18 protein-coding genes and 1 riboswitch are annotated in these 21,000 nt (G+C 46.5%); of the genes, 5 read left to right on the top strand and 13 right to left on the bottom strand.

What is annotated here, in order from left to right:
* Positions 1 to 72 precede the first annotated feature (72 nt).
* Complete coding sequence (gene hemH, locus IMZ16_RS05020; protein WP_193440741.1) at positions 73 to 1,104, top strand: ferrochelatase; 1,032 nt, start codon at positions 73 to 75, stop codon at positions 1,102 to 1,104.
* On the opposite strand, the gene metF is transcribed toward hemH, so the two are convergent.
* The 3 genes from metF to IMZ16_RS05035 are packed head-to-tail and all read right to left on the bottom strand — an operon-like array spanning position 1,101 to position 5,813.
* Positions 1,101 to 2,057: a methylenetetrahydrofolate reductase [NAD(P)H] gene (gene metF / locus IMZ16_RS05025; protein ID WP_193440742.1), complete on the bottom strand. Its 957-nt coding sequence runs from the start codon at positions 2,055 to 2,057 to the stop codon at positions 1,101 to 1,103. The genes hemH and metF overlap by 4 nt on opposite strands.
* A gap of 44 nt (positions 2,058 to 2,101) precedes the next feature.
* Entirely contained in the window at positions 2,102 to 4,789 is a 2,688-nt protein-coding gene (gene metH, locus IMZ16_RS05030) for a methionine synthase (protein ID WP_193440743.1), read from the bottom strand.
* Positions 4,790 to 4,796: 7 nt separating this feature from the next.
* Entirely contained in the window at positions 4,797 to 5,813 is a 1,017-nt protein-coding gene (locus IMZ16_RS05035; protein WP_193440744.1) for a homocysteine S-methyltransferase family protein, read from the bottom strand.
* A 61-nt stretch (positions 5,814 to 5,874) separates the two neighbouring features.
* Positions 5,875 to 5,978, bottom strand: a riboswitch (SAM riboswitch).
* Positions 5,979 to 6,077: 99 nt separating this feature from the next.
* On the opposite strand from IMZ16_RS05035, the gene IMZ16_RS05040 reads away from it, so the two are divergent.
* Entirely contained in the window at positions 6,078 to 8,696 is a 2,619-nt protein-coding gene (locus tag IMZ16_RS05040) for an MGH1-like glycoside hydrolase domain-containing protein (RefSeq protein ID WP_193440745.1), read from the top strand.
* Positions 8,697 to 8,712: 16 nt separating this feature from the next.
* On the opposite strand, the gene IMZ16_RS05045 is transcribed toward IMZ16_RS05040, so the two are convergent.
* From IMZ16_RS05045 to IMZ16_RS05075, 7 genes are read right to left on the bottom strand one after another with little or no spacing between them, the layout of a single operon-like run.
* Positions 8,713 to 9,141, bottom strand: a complete 429-nt coding sequence (locus tag IMZ16_RS05045; RefSeq protein ID WP_193440746.1) for an OsmC family protein — start codon at positions 9,139 to 9,141, stop codon at positions 8,713 to 8,715.
* A gap of 17 nt (positions 9,142 to 9,158) precedes the next feature.
* Positions 9,159 to 10,478: a DUF58 domain-containing protein gene (locus IMZ16_RS05050; protein WP_193440747.1), complete on the bottom strand. Its 1,320-nt coding sequence runs from the start codon at positions 10,476 to 10,478 to the stop codon at positions 9,159 to 9,161.
* 3 nt (positions 10,479 to 10,481) lie between these two features.
* Positions 10,482 to 11,477, bottom strand: a complete 996-nt coding sequence (locus IMZ16_RS05055) for an AAA family ATPase (RefSeq protein ID WP_193439148.1) — start codon at positions 11,475 to 11,477, stop codon at positions 10,482 to 10,484.
* A 17-nt stretch (positions 11,478 to 11,494) separates the two neighbouring features.
* Positions 11,495 to 12,634, bottom strand: a complete 1,140-nt coding sequence (locus tag IMZ16_RS05060; RefSeq protein ID WP_193439149.1) for a DUF4350 domain-containing protein — start codon at positions 12,632 to 12,634, stop codon at positions 11,495 to 11,497.
* Positions 12,631 to 13,407, bottom strand: coding sequence for a DUF4129 domain-containing protein (locus tag IMZ16_RS05065; protein ID WP_193439150.1), 777 nt, complete (start codon positions 13,405 to 13,407; stop codon positions 12,631 to 12,633). The genes IMZ16_RS05060 and IMZ16_RS05065 overlap by 4 nt, the downstream gene beginning before the upstream one ends.
* Positions 13,404 to 14,360 (bottom strand): DUF4013 domain-containing protein, encoded by a 957-nt coding sequence (locus tag IMZ16_RS05070; RefSeq protein ID WP_193439151.1) that lies wholly within the window; start codon positions 14,358 to 14,360, stop codon positions 13,404 to 13,406. The genes IMZ16_RS05065 and IMZ16_RS05070 overlap by 4 nt, the downstream gene beginning before the upstream one ends.
* Positions 14,338 to 15,318: a stage II sporulation protein M gene (locus IMZ16_RS05075; RefSeq protein ID WP_193439152.1), complete on the bottom strand. Its 981-nt coding sequence runs from the start codon at positions 15,316 to 15,318 to the stop codon at positions 14,338 to 14,340. The genes IMZ16_RS05070 and IMZ16_RS05075 overlap by 23 nt, the downstream gene beginning before the upstream one ends.
* A 20-nt stretch (positions 15,319 to 15,338) precedes the next feature.
* Here IMZ16_RS05075 and IMZ16_RS05080 point away from each other — a divergent pair, with 20 nt between their 5' ends.
* Both IMZ16_RS05080 and IMZ16_RS05085 read left to right on the top strand, forming a co-directional pair.
* Complete coding sequence (locus IMZ16_RS05080; protein WP_193439153.1) at positions 15,339 to 16,073, top strand: RDD family protein; 735 nt, start codon at positions 15,339 to 15,341, stop codon at positions 16,071 to 16,073.
* A gap of 36 nt (positions 16,074 to 16,109) precedes the next feature.
* Positions 16,110 to 16,400 (top strand): GNAT family N-acetyltransferase, encoded by a 291-nt coding sequence (locus tag IMZ16_RS05085; protein ID WP_193439154.1) that lies wholly within the window; start codon positions 16,110 to 16,112, stop codon positions 16,398 to 16,400.
* Positions 16,401 to 16,433: 33 nt separating this feature from the next.
* On the opposite strand, the gene IMZ16_RS05090 is transcribed toward IMZ16_RS05085, so the two are convergent.
* The 3 genes from IMZ16_RS05090 to smpB all read right to left on the bottom strand — a co-directional run bounded on the left by IMZ16_RS05090 (position 16,434) and on the right by smpB (position 19,255).
* Complete coding sequence (locus IMZ16_RS05090; protein WP_193439155.1) at positions 16,434 to 17,174, bottom strand: YebC/PmpR family DNA-binding transcriptional regulator; 741 nt, start codon at positions 17,172 to 17,174, stop codon at positions 16,434 to 16,436.
* A gap of 96 nt (positions 17,175 to 17,270) precedes the next feature.
* On the bottom strand, positions 17,271 to 18,719 hold the full coding sequence (locus tag IMZ16_RS05095) for an OmpA family protein (RefSeq protein WP_193439156.1): 1,449 nt from the start codon (positions 18,717 to 18,719) through the stop codon (positions 17,271 to 17,273).
* 77 nt (positions 18,720 to 18,796) lie between these two features.
* Positions 18,797 to 19,255 (bottom strand): SsrA-binding protein SmpB, encoded by a 459-nt coding sequence (smpB, locus tag IMZ16_RS05100; RefSeq protein ID WP_193439157.1) that lies wholly within the window; start codon positions 19,253 to 19,255, stop codon positions 18,797 to 18,799.
* Between the two features lie 73 nt (positions 19,256 to 19,328).
* On the opposite strand from smpB, the gene IMZ16_RS05105 reads away from it, so the two are divergent.
* Positions 19,329 to 20,954, top strand: a complete 1,626-nt coding sequence (locus tag IMZ16_RS05105; RefSeq protein WP_193439158.1) for an ABC-F family ATP-binding cassette domain-containing protein — start codon at positions 19,329 to 19,331, stop codon at positions 20,952 to 20,954.
* Positions 20,955 to 21,000: the final 46 nt, after the last annotated feature.

The raw sequence follows: 21,000 nt of genomic DNA on the forward strand, positions 1-21,000 counted from the left end.
ACTTTGATTTCAGACCTTAAACTTTGAACCCTGACCCCTGAACTTTAATCTTTGAACATTTAACTTTAAACTTTGAACAAAAAGGGCATACTTCTGGTAAATCTCGGCTCGCCGAAATCTACTTCCGTTCCGGATGTGAAGGAATATTTGGATGAATTTCTGATGGACGAAAAAGTCATCGATTACCGGTGGTTTTTCCGTTCGCTTTTGGTGCGTGGCATCATCCTAAGAAAGCGCCCGAAAAAATCGGCGGAAGCCTACAAAACGGTGTGGACAGAGCATGGTTCGCCGCTCATCATCATTACAGAACAAATCCGCGAGAAGCTTCAGCAGCGCTTCGATGTTCCCGTAGAAATCGGGATGAGATACGCCGAGCCTTCCATAGAAAATGGCATTCAAAAACTTGTAAATCAGGGAGTTACGAACATTGTGCTTTTTCCGCTTTATCCGCAGTATGCGATGAGCACTACGGAAACTGTGGTGGATAAGGCGGAGGAAGTGCGGAAGGAAAAATTTCCGGGCGTGCAGATTTCGTATGTGGAGCCGTTTTACGCCAGGGATATTTACATCGATTGCCTTGCGGAAAGCTTGCGCGAAAAATTACCGGAAGAGTTCGATGCGCTGCAGTTCTCGTATCACGGCGTTCCGGAACGGCATCTCTACAAAACGGACCCTACCGATACCTGCAAAATTGGCGATTGCTGCCACGAAGAATCCAGGCCGTCGCACAAATTCTGCTACCGCCATCAGTGCTATAAAACTACGGAATTGGTGATTGAAAAACTCGGCATTCCGAAGGAAAAAACGATAGTTTCGTTTCAATCAAGATTGGGAAGGGACAAGTGGATTGAGCCTTATACCGATGAAACTTTGGAAAATCTTCCGAAGAAAGGCGTGAAAAATCTGGCGATTTGCTGCCCGGCCTTCGTTTCGGATTGTTTGGAAACTTTGGAAGAAATTTCCGAGGAAGGCAGGGAAACCTTCCTTCATTCCGGTGGAAAGGAATTCCACTATCTGCCCTGCCTGAACGATGAAGATCGGTGGATAGATGTGATTGAAACACTCTGCCGCGAAAAATTGGACGGTTTTTATCTGGTCGGCTAAAACACCTGCTCAGCAATTTTCGTGATATTGCTGCTCTTTCCCATTGAATAAAAATGCAGCACCGGCACGCCGAAATCCAGCAGCTCTCTGCATTGTGCCACCGCCCATTCTATCCCGATTTCCCGCACCGCAGCGTTGTCCTTCGCCGTATCCATCGCTTTTATCAAATCTTCTGGCAAATCAATTTTAAAAGTCTTGGGCAAAATGGACAAATGGTTTTTCGTAGCCACGGGCTTTATGCCGGGGATTATCGGCACCGTGATCCCGATGTTTCGGGCGGCATCCACAAAGGCAAAATATTTCTGATTGTCAAAAAACATCTGCGTCACCACATAATCCGCGCCCTCGTCCACTTTCTGCTTCAGCTTTTCCAGGTCATATTTCAAAGATGGCGATTCGATGTGCTTTTCCGGATAGCCCGCCACACCGATGCAGAATTTGGAATTTTCCCAAGCCCTGCCTTCATCCGTAAGAAATTTTCCGTGGCCTACATCATCTATCTGCCGCACAAGCTCGCCGGCATTGGCATTGCCGCCGTCTGTAGGCGCAAAATGGCTTTCGCCTTTGCGTGCATCCCCACGGAGCGCCATCACATTCTCGATGCCGAGGTACAGGCAATCCACGAGAAGATACTCTGTTTCTTCCCTTGTGAAGCCGCCGCAAAGCACATGCGGCACGGTATCCACACCGTATTTGTACATTATCGCGGCGCAGATTCCCAGCGTCCCGGGGCGCATTCTCGTTATGCGGCGTTCCATCAGGCCGCCGTGTTTTTCGAGGTAAACGAATTCTTCGCGCGAAGTGGTAACATCGATAAATGGCGGCTGAAACTCCATCAGCGGATCGATGTTGCGGTACAGGTCGTCTATGCTTTCGCCTTTTGTTGGCGGCACTACTTCCACAGAAAACAGCGTTTTGCCGTTGGCTTTTTTAATATGCTCAGTTATTTTCATTTCATTAAGGCTTCCTCTAATCTTTGATTTTTGAACTTTAAATGTTAATCCGCCAAGTTCGGTGCCAGCCATTTTGCCGCCAGCTCAGCATCCATATTTTTTCTTTGGGCATAATCTTCCAGCTGATCTCTGCCGATTCTTCCCACGCCAAAGTATTTGGCTTCCGGATTGCCGAAATAATAGCCGGAAACTGCGGCAGTAGGATACATCGCCATACTTTCCGTGAGGTGTACGCCGATGTTTTCCTCCACATTCAGCAGCGAAAAAATGCTGAGTTTTTCCAGATGGTCCGGGCAGGCAGGATACCCGGGCGCAGGCCGGATGCCCTTGTATTTTTCGGAAATTAAATCTTCGTTTTCCAGATTTTCGTTTTCGGAATACGCCCAGATTTTCGTGCGGATTTCCCTGTGAAGAAATTCCGCGAAAGCTTCTGCCAAACGGTCTGCCAAAGCCTTCACCATTATGGCGTTGTAATCATCGTTTTCCTGCTCAAATTTTTTCGCTAATTCTTCCGCGCCGAACCCTGCACAAACGCAGAAGGCACCTATGTAATCCTGCCTTCCGGAACTTTCCGGCGCAATGAAATCGGAAAGCGCCAGGTAGCTTTTCCCTTCGGAACGCTCGGCCTGCTGACGAAGCGTGCGGAAAATTGTCTGCGTGTTTCCGCCCAAATCCCTCACCAGAATATCATCCCGATCATTGGAATTGGCAGGGAAAATGCCGTACACAGCCTTTGCCGTCAGAAGTTTTTGGCTAATGATTTCGCCGAGCATTTTTTGAGCATCCGCGAAGAGTTTCGTGGCTTCTTCCCCCACGATTTCATCTTCCAGAATCTGAGGAAATTTCCCGAAAAGCTGCCAACTTCTGAAGAAAGGCGTCCAGTCGATAAACCCCACCAAATCCCCAAGGTTCTGATTTTCAATTGTTTGTACGCCTAATTGCTTCGGCTCAGAAATCTCGGCATTTTCCCAATCGATTTGGAATTTATTTTCGCGCGCCTTTTCTATCGAAACATATTTTTTCTCCACCTGACGGTTCAGGAAATTTTCCCTGAACTCAGCGTACTCCATTTTCAGCTCCGCAACGAATTGCCCACTGTTCTCACCAAGAAGCGCCGTGACAACGCCCACAGAGCGCGAAGCATCAGCTACATGCACCACGGCATTTTTATAGCTTGGGTCTATTTTCACGGCGGTGTGCGCCTTGGAAGTCGTGGCACCGCCTATCATCAGAGGAAAATTCAGGTTCTGCCGTTCCAGTTCGCTCGCTACGAAAACCATTTCATCAAGGCTCGGTGTGATGAGCCCGCTCAGCCCGATGATGTCCACCTTTTCCCGCACTGCCGTTTCCAGAATTTTTTCCGCAGGTACCATTACGCCCAGATCCACGATTTCGTAATTGTTGCAGCCCAGCACCACGCTCACTATGTTTTTCCCAATATCGTGAACATCGCCTTTCACAGTAGCCATCAAAATTTTCCCGTTTGATTTTTCGTCCGCGCTTTTTTCTGCTTCGATGAATGGCTGCAGGTATGCCACGGCTTTCTTCATCACCCTTGCCGATTTTACAACCTGCGGTAGAAACATCTTTCCGCTGCCGAATAAATCGCCTACGACGCTCATCCCCGTCATTAGCTGATTTTCAATCACTTCCAGAGGCCTCGCAGAATTTTGGCGGGCTTCTTCCACATCTTCTTCGATGAATTTATCGATACCCTTCACCAAAGCGTAAGTAATTCTTTCCTGAAGATTTTCCCTTCGCCATTGCAAATCTTCCGTGGTGGTTTTCTTCGCGGATTTGTTTTTTTCGGAATAATCCAGCAGTCTTTCCGTAGCATCCGCCCTCCTGTCCAGAATTACATCTTCCACCAGCGCCAGCAAATCGGGCGGAATTTCGTCGTACACTTCCAGCATTGCAGGGTTTACGATTCCCATATTCATCCCTGTCTTTATCGCGTGGAACAGGAAAACCGAGTGCATCGCTTCGCGGACTCTGTCGTTTCCGCGGAACGAAAAAGATACATTGGAAACGCCGCCGGAAACCGAGACATACGGCAGATTTTCGCGCACCCATTTTGTAGCTTCGATGAAGTCCAGCGCATTCCTCCGGTGCTCCTCCATCCCCGTCGCCACTGGGAAAATGTTCAAATCGAAGATGATATCCTGAGGCGGAAAATTTACTTTCTCGGTGAGGATTTCGTAAGACCTTTTCGCGATTTCGATGCGCCTTTCAAGGTTGTCCGCCTGACCTATCTCATCGAAAGCCATCACGATTAATGCCGCGCCATAGCGTTTCACGAGCTTTGCCTGGCGGATGAATTCTGCTTCGCCGCCTTTCAGCGAGATGGAATTTACCACCGCTTTTCCCTGGACCACTTTCAGCCCGGCTTCGATGATTTCCCATTTTGAAGAATCTATCATTATCGGGATTCTCGCAATGTCCGGCTCCGCGGCTACCAGGTTCAGGAATTTTACCATACAGTATTGGCCGTCCAGCATTCCGTCGTCAAAATTCACATCCAGGATCTGGGCACCGTTTTCTACCTGATGCCGCGCGATTTCCAACGCTTCTGCAAAATTTTCTTCCTTAATGAGCCGCAGGAATTTTTTAGAGCCTGCCACATTTGTTCTTTCCCCTACATTGATGAAGTTGGATTCTGGCGTGATGATGAGTGGTTCCAGCCCGGAAAGCTTCATCGGGCGGAAATCTGTTCTGTAATTATATTCTGCCATTTTTGGACTAGCTCAAAATTGTTTGCGGAATTTTTCTCGGTTCAAAATCTTTCACTACATCGGCAATCGCAGCGATGTGAGCAGGCGTAGTACCGCAGCATCCGCCCACAATATTCACGATGCCGCGCTCCGCATAGTCCTTCACCTGCATTGCCATAGCCTCCGGCGATTCATCGTAGCCGCCGAAAGCATTGGGCAGGCCAGCATTTGGATAGGCGGAAATGTAATAACCCGACTGATTGGCGAGGGTTTCCAGATAAGGCGTGAGCTGCTTTGCGCCCAGTGCACAATTGAAACCGACGCTAAGCAAATCGTGGTGCGAAACGGAAATAAGGAAGGCTTCAGCGGTTTGTCCGCTAAGCGTTCTGCCGGAAGAATCTGTGATGGTACCGGAAACCATTACAGGAATTTTCGCACCGCTTTCTTCCTGGATTTCATCTATGGCGAAAAGTGCAGCCTTGGCATTCAGCGTATCAAAAATGGTTTCCACCAGAAGAATATCGGCGCCGCCCTCCATCAAAGCCTTGGCTTGCTGCTTGTAGGCTTCGCGAAGCTCATCGAAGGTAATGGCGCGGAAGCCGGGGTCGTTCACATCAGGGCTAAGGCTCGCCGTCTTGTTCGTAGGGCCTATGGAGCCTGCCACGAACCGGGGCTTCGCAGGATTTTTATCGTTGAATTCTTCGCAAACTTCGCGGGCGATTTTTGCAGATTGGAAATTCATTTCCTGAACGAAATCTTCCATCCCATAATCTGCCATTGCTATGGTGGTGGCGCTGAATGTGTTGGTCTCGATGATGTCCGCGCCTGCTTCCAAATATTCTCTGTGGATTGCCGCGATAATTTCCGGCCGGGTAAGAGAGAGCAGATCATTATTGCCCTTCAAAGGCTTTTCCCAATCTTGGAAGCGTGCGGAGCGGTAATCGTCTTCATCCAGCTTATAGCGCTGGATCATCGTTCCCATAGCACCGTCCAGAAGCAGGATTCTTTCACCAAGAGAGCGGTAGAGTTCGGCTTTACGGTTCATTTCAAACAAACATTTAATCATTGAAATTCGCCGGAAAAAGCCCAGAGGAAAACTGCGTTCTCGGTTATCTTTCCTAAAATTTTTAGGTAGAATTTAGCACCTTCTCAATCCTGAGGGTTGCTAAGGCTTCGCAGGGTCTATTCCCTCAGCCTTTCCTGATAACTTCAATGTTGTGAGCTGCAAATATAGTTTTTTTCGGTATAAAATTCATTTGCATAAAAATTTTGAAAAAACTTTATCTTCGTAAAATAATTGAGCCAAAATATGATTGCAGAACGGCAAAGATTGCAGGATGACGCGTGGAAAACCTGGGGGCCTTATGTGAGCAACAGACAGTGGGGAAATGTGCGCGAAGACTATAGCGCCGATGGAAATGCGTGGGATTTCACGGGGCATAATACCGCGAAAAGCTACACCTACCGATGGGCGGAGGAAGGCATCGCAGGGATTTCTGATAACAAGCAGCGGCTGTGCTTTGCCTTCAGCTTCTGGAATAAAAATGATGAGATGCTGAAGGAGCGCTTCTTCGGGCTGAGCAACCACCAGGGGAACCACGGCGAAGATTTGAAGGAAATTTTTTACTATCTGGACAGTTCGCCCACACATTCATATATGAAGATGCTCTACAAGTACCCCATCGGTGCCTTCCCTTATGAGAAGCTGGTTCAGGAGAATTTGTCGCGCAGCAGAAAGGACCCGGAATTTGAAATTATCGACACGGGAATCTTCGATAATGATGAATATTTCGACCTGGAAATCGAATATTGCAAGGTGGACCCGGAAGACATCTTCATCCGCCTTTCCGTGCACAACCGCAGCGAAAGGGATGCACCGCTGGTAATACTGCCAACAATCTGGTACCGAAACAATTGGAGGTGGGGCTACAATTCTTACAAGCCGAATTTTTTCGAGAAAGAGCGGGGCATCATCGGAATTGAGCATAATGATATGGCGGTGCGAAATTTCTACTCGAGAAGCCGTGGTGCAGAGAGCCTTTTCTGCGAGAACGAAACCAACCCAGAAGCGATATACGGCGAACCAAGGCAGGAAGGATTTTTCTACAAAGACGGCATTAATAACCACATTCTCTTCGGTGATGATTCCGTAAATCCTGAAAAATTCGGGACGAAGGCTTGCTTTGCAATCGAGCAAGTGATAAAGACCGGGAGCTCTGAAATCTTCGATTTCAGGATCAGTCCTCACGATATTTTTCCGGATGCCTTCTACGATTTCGATGAAATTTTCGAGAAGAGAAAAAACGAGTGCCAGGAATTTTACGCGGAAATTCAGCAGGATATAGCAAGCGATGATGAGCGGAATGTGCAGCGGCAGGCTTTCGCAGGCTTGCTCTGGAACAAGCAGTTTTACCATTACAAAGTTTCCAAATGGCTGAAGGGCGACCCAAATTTTTCAATTGAGCGGGATTTTGAAAGCTTCGTGCGGAATAAGGACTGGGAGCACCTTCACAACAAGGACATCATTTCGATGCCAGATAAATGGGAATATCCGTGGTATGCCACTTGGGATTTGGCGTTTCACTGCGTGCCTTTTGCCTTGATTGATGGCAATTTTGCCAAAGAACAGCTGAGACTGCTGACGAAGGAATGGTATATGCGGCCGAACGGACAAATGCCGGCCTACGAATGGAACCTGAGCGATGTGAATCCGCCAGTTCACGCCTGGGCAACCTTCCGCGTTTTCAAAATTGATGCGAAGCTTTCCGAAAAGCCGGATTATTTCTTCCTGGAAGCCGTTTTCCAAAAACTTTTGCTGAACTTCACCTGGTGGGTAAACCGGAAAGATAAGCGCGGCGAAAATATTTTCGGCGGCGGATTTTTAGGACTGGATAACATTGGTGCCTTCGACCGAAATATGGAACTGCCCGACGGACAGCACCTAGAGCAAGCCGACGGCACAAGCTGGATGGCGATGTTCGCGCTCAATATGATGCGCATCGCAATGGAGCTCTCCCTGTACAACCCAGTGTACGAAGATATGGCGATAAAATTCTTCGAGCATTTCCTCTACATCGCTCAGGCAATGAACAAATTGGGCGATAAAGACGGGCTGTGGAACGAGGACGACGGCTTTTTCTACGACCTTATTCAGCTGGAAAACGGCGACGCCATTTCGCTGAAACTGCGGAGTATGGTAGGCCTCATCCCGATGTTTGCCGTGGAAGTCATCAGCCACGAAATGCTGGAGAAACTTCCGAACTTTAAAACCAGGATGGACTGGGTGCTGCGCAATAAGCCAGAACTTGCGGAGCTGGTATCCAACTGGCAGGTTGAGGGCGAAGGAAAGAAGCATCTCATCAGCATCCTTCGGCAAAAAAGGCTGAAAAAAATTCTAGAGAGAATGTGCGACCCGAATGAATTCCTCAGCGATTATGGCATCCGCTCAATGTCCAAATGCTACGAGCAAAACCCGTTTGTTTTCGCGGCGCACGATACGCAATATGTGGTACGCTACACCGCGGCAGAAAGCGACAGCAGTATGTTCGGCGGCAACAGCAACTGGCGTGGCCCGATTTGGTTTCCGCTGAATTTCCTGGTGGTGGAAAGCCTGCAGCGTTTCCACTATTATTTTGGCGACAGGCTGAAAGTGGAGCATCCAAAGGGAAGCGGCGCAATGCTGAGCCTGGATGAAGTGGCAAACGATGTGAGCGAACGCCTGCAAAGCATTTTCAAGAAGAATGAAAACGGCGAAAGACCTTTCAACGGCGGCAACGCCAAGTTCAACCACGATGCGTATTTCCGCGACAATATTTTCTTCTACGAATATTTCGATGGAGATACAGGGCGTGGCCTCGGCGCTTCACATCAGTGCGGATGGACGGCCACCGTAGCAAAACTTATTCAGCCAAGGCTTGGCGAGAGCTAAGAGCCAAGGCAAAAGTTTAATTTTTCTCTACCAATTCACCATTCACCTTCACCGAGAATTTTACTTCTACATTGGGTTCGAGAGTTTTCGAGACGGAGCAGTATTTTTCGAAGGAAAGTTCGGCGGCACGGTAGGCTTTCTTCGGGTCAATATTGCCGGACAAACTGAAATTCACCGTGATGGTTTTGAAGACCTTGGCATCATCTTTCGGGATTCTTTCGCCTTCCACTTCCGCAGAAAAATCCGTGATGCCCTGCCGCTGCTTTTTCAGGATGGAAACAATGTCTATGCTGCTGCATCCTGCCACAGCCATCAGAACGGCTTCCATCGGTGAAACGCCCTTGGCATCGGGAAGTGTGGCATTATCCAGGAGAATTTTGTTGCCCGCAGAATTGCTGCATTCAAACAGAAAATCGTCGTTGATTCGGTTCAGAGAAATTTTCATAATAAAAAATTTTTAAGTTATAGCAGGCCTTGCGCCTTGATTTCCAGATATTTGTTAATGGCTTCCACGCTGAGATTTTCCGGCAGGGTGTACAGGCTGTAGATGCCGTATTTCCGCAGTTCCTGAATGATGAGCTTCTTCTCGAACTCGAATTTTTCAGCGATGATTTCATCATAAATTTCCTGCATATTTTCCGGATTTCGGTGGATGATTTTTTGCAGCTCGCTGTTTTTGAAAAACACCACCACTACCAGATGGTTTCGCGCAATAGCCCGCAGAAATTTCATCTGGCGGTTCACTGCATCCAGCGTTTCAAAATTAGTAAAAAGTAAAATCAGGCTTCGCTGGCTGATGTTTTGCCGAATATTACGGTAAAGCGCGCCGAAATCGCTCTCGTAAAAATTCGTCCGAATGTTGTACAGCGCTTCCGAAATTTTCCGCAGCTGCCCTGCCTTACTTTCCGCAGGCACTCGGTTTTCCGCAGTTTTCGAGAAGGTCATCACTCCCGCTCTGTCGCCCTTTTTCAGCACGATGTGAGAGAGCGCCATCGCAGCATTTATCGAGTAATCCAGCAGCGAAAGCCCGCCGAAAGGCATCTGCATCGTTCTGCCCTTATCTATGATCATCCAGATTCTTTGCGAGCGTTCCTCCTGATATTGGTTCACCATCAGATGATTTCGCTTGGAAGTCGCCTTCCAGTTGATGGTGCGGATGTCATCGCCTGGCACATAATCCTTGATTTGCTCAAATTCCGTCTGGTGCCCTATCCTCCGCACTTTTCTTGCGCCCAGCAAAAACTGGTCACGAATGGCCTGCAGCTCGTACTTTCCGAGGTGAATGAAGGACGGATAACTTGGCAGCGAAGCATCCTTCTGAAACCTGTAACGCTTTGATACTAAGCCAATTGCAGATTTAGCGTAAACATTTAGCGCACCGAAAACAAATTCACCGCGCTCCTTCGGTTCCAGGATGTACTGCAGGAAAACATTTTTTTTCGATTCAATTTTTCTTTTAATGTTAAAGTCCCTCATCTGAAACTGAAACGGCACCTCGTCGATTATTTCCGTTTCAATCGGGAAAGGATAGTCGTTCTTCACATCCAGCTTCACGCGATTTTCATCGCCGTTGCTCAGTTTTTCCGGTAAAATCCGCTGCGCTATTACGCCGTTTTTCTTCCCGAAAAGCATTGCATAATCGATGATTGCGGCAAGGATGACCAGCCCGAAAAATACGCGCACAAAAGGCAGGAGCCAGCCGATGAAAAACGCCAGCACGAACAGCAGCATTACCACGCTGAGCAATGCGAAAAGCCTTTTGGTGAGGTAGAGGTTGCGCATTTTTTATCTTGGAATTTCGATGCCTTCAATGATTTGGCGGATGATTTCATCGGCGGTAAGCCCTTCCATCTCCCTTTCTGGCGAAACCACGATTCTGTGGCGAAGAACTGCCGGTGCTGCAAACTTTATATCATCCGGCGTTACGAAATCTCTTCCGCGAATTGCCGCAAAAGCCTTCGATGCCATCAGCAGTGCGATGCTTGCTCGCGGCGAAGCGCCGAGGTAAAGGAACGGATTTTCCCGCGTGTTCACGATGATTTTGGCGATGTATTCCATTAGCTGCGGTTCCACCACGATTTCCTTCATAATTTCCTGATAGCCAATGAGTTGCGCTTCGGTAATCACTGGATTTACCACTGTGGTTTTATCTTTTTCACGGCTTTCGTGATGCCTTTGGATGATGGCGATTTCGCTGCTGTAATCCGGGTAGCCTACCACCACTTTGAACAGAAACCTGTCCAGCTGAGCCTCCGGCAGCCGGTAAGTTCCTTCGTGCTCGATAGGGTTTTGCGTGGCCACCACCAGGAAAGGCATTGCCATAGGGTATCTCGTGCCGTCCATCGTTACCTGCCGTTCTTCCATCACTTCGAAAAGTGCGGCCTGCGTTTTCGCTGGTGAACGGTTGATTTCATCTATCAGGATGAAGTTTGAGAAAATCGGTCCGGGTTTAAACTCAAATTCCGTGGTTTTCATATTGAACACGGAAGTTCCCAAGACATCGGACGGCATCAAATCCGCCGTGAACTGTATTCTGCTGAAGCCTGTTTCCACGGTTTTTGCCAAAAGTTTCGCCGTGATGGTTTTCGCGACGCCCGGCACACCTTCTATCAGGATGTGCCCGTTGGCAAGCAGCGCGGCAATCAGGTGCTCTATCATTGCCTCCTGCCCCACTATCACCTTGCCTATCTCGCTTTTTATTTTTTCCACGCCTTCTCTCAGCTCGTTCAGCTGAACCCTCGGCGCAAACTGCATATCGTTTTGATTTTCAATATTTTGCATAATTATTTCTGGTGTTTTTATTTTGAAATTTCATCGAGAAGCCTGTTCATTTTTTCCAAATCTTGCTTCGTAACATCGTGGCTTTGGCTTAATGATTTTTGGATTAATGCCACGGCTTCCCGTATTTTTTCTTCCGGCTGTCCGCTTTTTCTGATGAGTTTTTTTATAAATTCTTCGTCGAGCCTTTCGGTATCAATCAAAAATTCCGTTCTTACAAAATGCAGAAAGTAAGTGGCTTTCTTCACCATCATATCGCGGAAATCGCCTTCCTGAAGGTAAAGGTTGCCGATGCTTTTCACGAATTCTGCCGATTTATTTTCCGGCGGGGAAATTACCGGCACGATTCTTTGGCGGCGTTTCGCATTAAAAATCATAAAGAGCAACATTGTGACAAGGAATGTCCACCACGCAAATTTCAGCGGTGGATTGCTCAGCACGAAATACATTGCGTTGTAATTTCCCTGCGTACTGAAATCCTGAAACCAAACGGTTTCCCTATTCGGTAAATAGCTGAGAACCTGCGCTGCATAGCGTTCTTCACCGGGTTTCAGCAACTGATAATTTGTGAGAAACAGCGGCTCTGTATGGATAAAAATGTTGCCCTTCCCTTTTGGGATTTGTATAAAGTTAGGATAGCTTTTGTTGGCAACTTTTGTATAACCTAAAATTTTTGCATTCTTCGGAACTCTGCTGATATACAGCCTGTCTGGAAATTTATCCAGCTTCTGAATGCCGTTCAGGTTGCGGTGCAGCAGGTGCAGGTAAACATCGTCACTGTTGAAATACCTTGAAGTGTGAACACCCATTCCATAAAGGTCGGGATTTCCGGCGATAAAAAGGTCGCTGCCTTTCTCCACTTCCTTCAGCAATCTTTCCAGCGAAGTTTCGTCCAGGAATTTATTGATGAACAGAATGTTCTGCGGCTGCTGATTTTTATTGGCGAAATATGTGTACGGCGATTGTACGGATTTCTTGAGCTTTCCGCCGAAAATTTTTTCCGCTTCCTTATCGAAAACGAAAAGTCCGAACGGTGCCTTGCTTCCCGCATCAAAGGTTTTGCGCCAATCCACCACGGTTTTGCGGCTCAGTTCCAGAAAGCCGATGAGCGCTAGGAACAGCGCCAGCACAATTCCGTAAATTCTCAGCGTGCGTTTCATATCAGGCGGTGTGCGTTTTCAAAGCTCGTGCGGTAGCCTTGGTAATCCTTTTCGGAAACTGGGAATTCGCCATACCAAACATAATCGTAAATCCTTGCCAAACTTTTAAACTGCTTTTTAAACTCAGAATTTTTTAGCTCGGCCAAATATTCCAGGTTGGTTTTTTCCGGCTGCCATTGGATGAAGCTCCGCTCGTCCATCATTTTCAGCAACTGAAGAAAGCGCATCCTGACTGCTGAGCGAAAATCTGCATTTTGTTCAAATTTCGCAATTTCCGCAGGGAAATTTATCGCGTGAATATCTTCTATCAAATCTTCCGCAGGAATTTTTGTCTTTCGGTTTTTTCGGCTAAAAATGAAGCTGCCATCGTTGCTCACCACATATTTCACCAGGAAATAAACCAGCACCAGAAAAAGAATTCCGGCAAGGAAATGCAGCAGCGTTTCAGACCTGTCGTTAAAATCGTTCACCTGCTTTGTAAAAAGCCTGTCGAAAAATTCGGCAATCTTCCGCTTCCATCTGTCCCAAAGGGTTTCGCGCGGTTTGGATGCGCTGTAGTCAAATTCTGGCGAAGTATATTTCCGCCTGAAATCCTGCCCGAAATTCCGCTGCGTTTTTGCAGGAAGCACCGTGCTTTGAACCCTCATCAGAGAATCTGCGGAAATTTCGGGCTGCTTTTCTTCAAAAACATTAGTTTTCGCCACCGTTTTTTGCGAAAAAACCGGCGCTGAAAACATCAGCAGCAGAAGAAGGAGAACGCGCAGCCTCATCATAAATTCTTCCCGATTTGATCAATCTCGCTGAAATCTTCGTTGCGCTGAAGATCCGTTCTGCTGTCGTAGTACATCAGGCCGCTGCACACATACATCAGGTTCGCCAGAATAAAACTCAGGAGAAACGAAAGGGCGGAGGCTATGGCAATCCACATCATATTCGTTGACGAAAAGCCATCGAAATTAGCTGCTTCTGCCGAAGAATACATTGCCACCATAAAGAATATGTAGGGAATCATCGTGATGACGCCAATTACCGTCTGGATGATGAAGAGAATTATGATGGATGAACCCCAGTACTTCCAGAACGGCGATTTTTCCGTGATGCCCTGATAATTGAATTGCGCATTGAAGCTATACGACAGCGACTGGAAGAAATTTCTGCCGCTGTGATAATAATCGAACAGCGTGAAATTTATGATGTTGTAAACGACAGGTGCTGCCAGCAAAATCAGGAAAATTCCGATGAGGAGCAGCATCAGAAATAGAGAAATTCCGAAGAACACGAAGAGCAGCGGTGTGATGATGAAAAGCACGCCAAGCATAAACTTGAAGGCCTTGCCCAGATACCGCCTGATGTCGCCGGAAATTTCATCCAGCTGAATTTCGGTAGCGCCAGTTTCAGAAATTCGTTTCAAATAAAGCACCGGGTAAGAATAGGTGATGATGTAGAACGCGATGAACAGTAGGAAACCTACCAATACTAAGACAAGGAGTAGCGGCAAATTCTCGTCCAGAAGGCTGTCGAAATATCCGGCATCCATCCCAAAATCCTGGCTAGCAAGCGGCACAAGAAACGCACGGTAGAAAAAGAAGAAAAGCACCATCATCAAAATCATCGGCAAACCGTTCAGGATTAAGTAGTTACGGAAATAATTTTTGCCGTAAACCTTGAAGAACGAAAAAGTATCGGAAATCAGCGCGTTGAAATCACGGCGTTTTATCAGCTGCATAGTTTAGTTTTTTAGCGATTTTCCGCGGATAAATGATGTAGTAAAAAATCATAAACCCGAGCGAACCGAGAATGATGAAAAGTATGATAGGCAAAGGCATTTCTGGTGCAAGCCTTGTAACGAAGCCTTCGATAATCCCTGCAATAATCGTGAGCGGAACCGTACTTAGATAAATTTTGAAACTATTCTTGAAGCCCGTTTTAAACGAATTTATCCGCGAAAAAGTTTTTGGGAAAAGCATCGATGCGCCCAGGATAAAGCCTGCCGCAGCTTCCACCACCATCCCCAGAATTTCGAATGTACCGTGTAGCCAAATGGCTTTCGCGCTTTCTGCCAGCACACCTTGCGTTTCAAAAAAATATTGAAAAGTGCCCACCATTATAGCGTTCTGCATCAGGATGAACAGCGTGCCCAGCCCAGCGAAAACCCCGTAAACATACAGCTTTGCACCCACCATTAAATTATTGAAGATAATGGCAAGCGCCATATCCAGCGGCGTTCTGGTGCCGTACACACCGGTAGGATTTCCTTTCTCGATGTTTTCCAGCGTCATATTCACATAGCCGTCGCCCAAAATATGGCGCACAAAATCTGGATCGTATTTGGTGGAAACCACGCCAATCATCACAAAAGCCAGAAACAGCAATATCGTGAAATATAGATATTTACGGTATTCAAACATTATCAGCGGAACTTCGTAAAGGAAGAATTGCGAAATGCGGTTTCGCTCCAGCCTCTTGGTTTTATAGATCCGCTGAAACATCATCGATGAGAGGTGGTTCAGGTAAACCGTGGTGCTGCTCTTCGGATAATAAGTTTGCGAGAAAGCCAGGTCGTTCAACAGATTGATGTAGAGCGACGAAAGCTCATCGGGATTTTTTTTCACTTTCCCAGCAATCACCGCTTCATTTTCCAGCCATTTTGCTTTATTTTGTCTGATGAAAGCCACTTCTCTCATAGGCGTAAAATTAAATAAAAATGGCAACTGTAGCCATCAATAGTTCACAAAATGTGAAAATAGATTTCACTTTGGCAAGCGTGGGCGAAAGAATCTTTGCCTGCATTATCGATTTCATCGTGATGTTCGGCTATATAATTGTCGCCCTGTTTCTTTTCAGCGAGATTGAAAAATTCATCCCATACGAAAGAAAAACCGCATTCTACATCCTGCTGGCATTGCCCATTGTATTTTACACCTTAATTTCTGAAAGCGTAATGCAGGGGCAGACTTTGGGCAAAAAGGCATTGAAAATAAAAGTGGTGAAAATCGACGGATACCAGGCAACCTTCCCGGATTATGCGATGCGGTGGTTTGCAAGGCTGGTGGATGTTTATGTGAGCAGCGGTATTGTGGGCATCGCCTCCATCATCACCTCGGCGAACAATCAGCGGCTTGGCGATATGGCTGCCGGTACCACGGTGATTTCCCTGAAAAACCGCGTAAATATTTCCCATACGATTTTTGAAAACATCGCGGAAACTTATGTGCCGGCTTTTCCGCAGGTTGTGGCTTTCAGCGATAATGATATGAGAATTATTAAGAATAACTTCGTGAAGGCGCAGAAAAACCGGGATGGAAAACTGATGATAAAACTTTCGGATAAAATTCAGCAAACCATTGGCGTTCAACCAGATAGCAAGATTTTCACGCACCAGAGCTTTATCGACAGGGTGATAAAAGATTACAATTTTATGACGGGCAAAGAGCAATAGCCTGAATTTTGCAGGGTTATTTTAAATTTAATTTTTATGAATTTCGATAATCAAAAATCAGGAAATGGCGGCGTAATCGTGATGACGAACGAGAACGCCGAAGAAGTGGGGCGGCTTACCTACACGCTTTTCCCGGAAAGGCAAACCCTGGTGATTTCCTATGTGATGGTTCACCCGCAGTTTGAAGGTCGTGGTATGGGAAAATTCCTCGTGCAGGAAGGCATCAGTTTTGCGCGGGAAAATGCGTATTCCGTAGTTCCGCACTGCTCCTATGCACGCTCTGTGATGCTGAGGATGCCGGATGTTTCGGATGTTTTCCGCGGTTAAAAAAACCTTCAGAAATTCTGAAGGTTTTTTTGTTTAAAGCGTTTCCAGCAAAGCGTCCGTCATTTCCATATTATGATAGACATTCTGCACATCGTCGTCCTCTTCAAATCTCTCAAGCATTTTCATATTCGCTTTGAACTGCTCTTCGTTCACATCCTTTGTATTATTGGCTAATCGCTGAAGCTCAGCGCTTTTCGGTTCAATGCCAAGCTCTTCCAGCTTGTGCGAAAGGCTTCCGAAATCTTCAAATGCCGTGGTAATCATCACTTCTTCATCATCCTGATCAATTTCTTCCGCACCACCGTCAATCATTTCCATTTCAAAATCATCCCAATTCATTTTGATTTGAGACTTATCGATTGAGAAAATTCCCTTCCGGTCAAAAATAAACGCCAGCTCGCCATTCTTCCCAAGGTTGCCGTCAAACTTGTTGAATACCGCGCGCACATTGGCCACAGTTCTCGTAGGATTATTGGTGGTGCACTCCACGAAAAATGCTACACCGCCCTGTCCATAGCCTTCGTAGGTAACCTCTTCATAATTTTCCGCATCAGCGCCGGACGCTTTCTTGATGGCTCTTTCCACATTATCCTTCGGCATATTTGCACCCTTCGCATTCTGTATGCAGCGGCGCAGGGCAGGATTGCTTTCAGGATCAGGTCCGCCGGCTTTCACGGCCAGTGCAATATCCTTCCCGATTTTGGAAAAAGTTTTCGCCATTTTGTCCCATCGTGCTAGCTTCGAAGCTTTTCTGTATTCAAACGCCCTTCCCATTTTGTAAATAAATTGTTTGCAAAAATAAGAAATCAACATAAAAAAACGCCCTCATTTCTGAGAGCGTTTTCGATGTAATATTTAAAAAAGATATTATTATCTCTTCTTTTTCACTGTCTTCTTCTGAACTACTGGAAGATCAGATTTTTGTAGCGCATCCCAAGCAGCACCGCTGATAGCTTCTACAACCACTTTTCTATCTTGTAGTCTTTCTTCGTTAGAAGCAGTAGCAGGTACTCTAGCATCTCTTGCACCTACACCGGTAGATTTCAGTTGAGATGGATCTACACCTCTGTTTTCAAGTTGTTTTACAACCTCAGCAGCTCTTCTTCTTGAAAGGTTCAGGTTATAGTTAGGGTTACCTTTAGCATCAGTGTGTCCTGTTACAAGGAATGTACCTCCATTGGAAGATCTGATGATTTCAGCCACCTGCTGCAGTCTGTCGTGGGACTCAGGACGGATAGTTGCTTTGTCAAAGTCGAAAAGAATACCTTTCAATGCGCCTGTAGCTTCATCTGCGTATGCACTTTGAGGTTTAGGGCAGCCGTTGTATTCTGGCAGACCTGGCACTGTAGGGCAAGCATCGTCTTTATCAAGGATGCCATCTCCGTCAGTATCTGGCCAAGGGCAGCCGTTGTTTTCAACTGGACCAGCAACAGTAGGGCAAGCATCGTCTTTATCAAGTACGCCGTCACCATCAGTATCTGGCCAAGGGCAACCTTGGTTTTCAGCAGGACCAGCTACATCTGGGCAAGCATCAACCTTATCGAATACGCCGTCACCATCGGTATCTGGGCAACCATTGAATTGCGGATCTGCAGATGGAATACCTGGCTCATCCGGACAAGCATCGTCTTTATCTAGGATGCCGTCTTTATCTCTATCTCTCTGGCCAAATCTGAATAGAAGAGATGCAGAAGCCTGCCAAAAGTTTGCTACACCAGACTTATCACCCGGAGTTCCAACATAATCACCTTGGATTCCAAGACCGAAATTTTTTGTAAGCCAAAGATTAAGACCAAGACCTGGGTTGAGAGCAAAGTGATCAGCACCTACATTTTTTCCATCTTTATCTACAGCATTGATCTGATTTTCGTAATCGTGTCTTAGATAGTTTGCACCTACACGCACATAAGGATCAAACCAGCTCTCCTCTCCACCGAAAAGACCGGCAAGCTTTATTTGAAGACCAAGACCCGTCATCAGCATGAATTCTTTATCCATACCGATTTTCTTATTATCGATATTACCTACAGAGGTTTGCCAGTCAAGAACGATACCTGGGCCAAGATTTCTTGCCACGGTAAGTTTGGAAAGTGGTGGTACCACGGTGAAGTTGTTCATTACATAAAGCTGATTCTTCTCGAATACACCTTTTCCACCGAAAGCACTTCCAAGCTGCTCGCCAGTTTTACCCTGCGCAGCAACATGGTTTACACCATGCGCACCAACACCGATCAACCACGGGTTGGTAGTGGTCTGAGCGAATGCTGCACCGCCAATGCTAAGCGCCAGTGCCGCCATTCCTACTTTTAGATTTTTCATAGAATTATACGATTAAATAATTGATGATGCAAATTAAAAACAAATATTTTTTCTAAACAAAGTTTTTTATGAATTTTTTAACTTTTTTTAAGGAGTCTGTCTAGATTGCGTTTATTTTCCCTCTCCTTTATCGTTTCCCGCTTGTCAAACTGTTTTTTTCCACGGCCTACCGCAATCAAAACTTTCGCCCTGCCTGCATCATTTATGTACACCTTCAGCGGAACAATCGTATAGCCCACATCTTTCACGCGGCGTTCCAGCTTTTGCAGTTCTCTTCGGTGCAGCAGCAATTTCCGTTCCCTTTTTGCTTTATGGTTGTAAAAAGTGCCCAGTTTATACTCCTCAATCTGCATATTGATGATGAAAAGCTCACCATCGATAAATTGGCAAAAACTTTCAGCAATGCTTGCCCTGCCCATCCTGAGGCTCTTGATCTCAGTTCCCGTCAGCACAATTCCCGCTTCCATCTCATCCGAAAGCTCGTACTCAAAACGCGCCCTTTTATTCAGGATGGAAACCGTCTTCTGTATCTTCATTATATATTATGGTGTGGCATGGCTGCCAATCTGCGCTTTATTTCGTAAATTCGCGGCAAATTTATAACATAATATGTTAACTGTTTCAAACTTATCACTGCAATTCGGAAAGCGCGTGCTCTTTGACGATGTGAACATCAATTTCACCAAAGGCAATTGCTACGGAATCATCGGTGCGAACGGCGCCGGGAAATCCACCTTCCTGAAAATACTTACCGGAAAGCAGGAACCTACCACAGGGAATGTTTCGCTGGAACCGGGCAAAAGAATGTCCGTACTGGAGCAGGACCACTTTGCCTACGATGAATACACCGTGCTGGAAACCGTGCTGCGCGGCAATAAGAAACTTTTCGAAATCAAGGAAGAAATGGATGCCCTGTATGCCAAGCCGGATTTTTCCGATGAAGACGGGATAAAGGCTGGTGAGCTGGGCGTAATCTACGATGAAATGGGTGGCTGGAATGCAGAATCTGATGCGATGACGATGCTTTCCAATGTGGGAATTCCGGAAGATATGCACTACCAAATGATGGGCGAGCTGGAAAATAAGGACAAGGTAAAAGTGCTGCTGGCACAGGCGCTTTTCGGCAATCCTGATGTGCTGATCCTGGACGAGCCTACGAACGATTTGGACATCGAAACCATTGCCTGGCTGGAAGATTTCCTTGCAGATTATGAGAATACGGTAATCGTAGTTTCGCACGACAGGCACTTCCTGGACACAGTTTGCACGCACATTGGCGATTTGGATTACAGCAAGCTGAACCTTTACACCGGCAATTATTCCTTCTGGTACCAGGCCTCACAGCTTGCCACGAAGCAAAGGGCTCAGGCAAACAAAAAGGCGGAGGAAAAGAAGAAGGAACTTCAGGAATTTATCGCAAGATTCTCTTCCAATGTGGCGAAAGCCAAGCAGGCTACCGCAAGAAAAAAAATGATAGAGAAGCTGAACATCGAGGACATTAAGCCTACTTCGCGCCGCTATCCTGCGATAATCTGGGAAACAGAAAGAGAAGCAGGCGATCAAATTCTGGAGGTGAAAAACCTGGAAAAATCGAAGGACGGCGAGTTGCTTTTTTCCAACATTGATTTCAAATTAAAAAAAGGCGACAAGGTAGCGATTATTTCGAAGAATACTTTGGCAATCACCGAATTTTTTGAAATAATTTCAGGAAATGCCACGCCAGACAACGGTGAATACAATTGGGGTGTGACGACCACGCAATCCTATATGCCGCTGGACAACACGGAATTTTTCCAGGATAAAGATCTGAACCTGGTGGACTGGCTAAGGCAATTCACCAAAAATGATGAAGAGCGCCACGAAGAATTCATCCGCGGTTTTCTGGGTAGGATGCTTTTTTCCGGTGATGAAGCGCTGAAATCCTCCACCGTGCTTTCCGGGGGCGAAAAAATGCGCTGCATGTTCAGCCGGATGATGCTGCAGAAAGCGAATGTGCTGATTTTGGATGAGCCTACGAACCACCTGGATTTGGAAAGCATCACCACGCTGAACAATTCCTTGGTGAATTTCAAGGGCAACATCCTGCTGGCATCGCACGACCACGAAATGCTGCAAACCGTTTGTAACCGCATCATCGAGCTTACGCCGAAAGGCAACATAGATAGGGAGATGACCTACGATGAATACCTTGCCGATAAGAAGGTGAAGGAACTACAGGCACAGCTTTACAGCTGAAAATTAAATGATTAAAGAATTAAGGTATTAAGAAAACAGCGCCGGA

The sequence above is a fragment of the Cruoricaptor ignavus genome, from assembly GCF_014961145.1.
GTDB lineage: Bacteria > Bacteroidota > Bacteroidia > Flavobacteriales > Weeksellaceae > Cruoricaptor > Cruoricaptor ignavus.

What these genes read in the sequence shown, in the direction of transcription:
- IMZ16_RS05075 (WP_193439152.1), bottom strand. Translation starts at nt 15,318, where the DNA reads ATGAGAGAAGTGGCTTTCATCAGACAAAATAAAGCAAAATGGCTGGAA.
- IMZ16_RS05050 (WP_193440747.1), bottom strand. Translation starts at nt 10,478, where the DNA reads ATGCGCAACCTCTACCTCACCAAAAGGCTTTTCGCATTGCTCAGCGTG.
- IMZ16_RS05065 (WP_193439150.1), bottom strand. Translation starts at nt 13,407, where the DNA reads ATGATGAGGCTGCGCGTTCTCCTTCTTCTGCTGCTGATGTTTTCAGCG.
- IMZ16_RS05045 (WP_193440746.1), bottom strand. Translation starts at nt 9,141, where the DNA reads ATGAAAATTTCTCTGAACCGAATCAACGACGATTTTCTGTTTGAATGC.
- IMZ16_RS05085 (WP_193439154.1), top strand. Translation starts at nt 16,110, where the DNA reads ATGAATTTCGATAATCAAAAATCAGGAAATGGCGGCGTAATCGTGATG.
- smpB (WP_193439157.1), bottom strand. Translation starts at nt 19,255, where the DNA reads ATGAAGATACAGAAGACGGTTTCCATCCTGAATAAAAGGGCGCGTTTT.
- IMZ16_RS05040 (WP_193440745.1), top strand. Translation starts at nt 6,078, where the DNA reads ATGATTGCAGAACGGCAAAGATTGCAGGATGACGCGTGGAAAACCTGG.
- IMZ16_RS05070 (WP_193439151.1), bottom strand. Translation starts at nt 14,360, where the DNA reads ATGCAGCTGATAAAACGCCGTGATTTCAACGCGCTGATTTCCGATACT.
- IMZ16_RS05105 (WP_193439158.1), top strand. Translation starts at nt 19,329, where the DNA reads ATGTTAACTGTTTCAAACTTATCACTGCAATTCGGAAAGCGCGTGCTC.
- metH (WP_193440743.1), bottom strand. Translation starts at nt 4,789, where the DNA reads ATGGCAGAATATAATTACAGAACAGATTTCCGCCCGATGAAGCTTTCC.
- IMZ16_RS05080 (WP_193439153.1), top strand. Translation starts at nt 15,339, where the DNA reads ATGGCAACTGTAGCCATCAATAGTTCACAAAATGTGAAAATAGATTTC.
- metF (WP_193440742.1), bottom strand. Translation starts at nt 2,057, where the DNA reads ATGAAAATAACTGAGCATATTAAAAAAGCCAACGGCAAAACGCTGTTT.
- IMZ16_RS05060 (WP_193439149.1), bottom strand. Translation starts at nt 12,634, where the DNA reads ATGAAACGCACGCTGAGAATTTACGGAATTGTGCTGGCGCTGTTCCTA.
- IMZ16_RS05095 (WP_193439156.1), bottom strand. Translation starts at nt 18,719, where the DNA reads ATGAAAAATCTAAAAGTAGGAATGGCGGCACTGGCGCTTAGCATTGGC.
- IMZ16_RS05055 (WP_193439148.1), bottom strand. Translation starts at nt 11,477, where the DNA reads ATGCAAAATATTGAAAATCAAAACGATATGCAGTTTGCGCCGAGGGTT.
- IMZ16_RS05090 (WP_193439155.1), bottom strand. Translation starts at nt 17,174, where the DNA reads ATGGGAAGGGCGTTTGAATACAGAAAAGCTTCGAAGCTAGCACGATGG.
- IMZ16_RS05035 (WP_193440744.1), bottom strand. Translation starts at nt 5,813, where the DNA reads ATGAACCGTAAAGCCGAACTCTACCGCTCTCTTGGTGAAAGAATCCTG.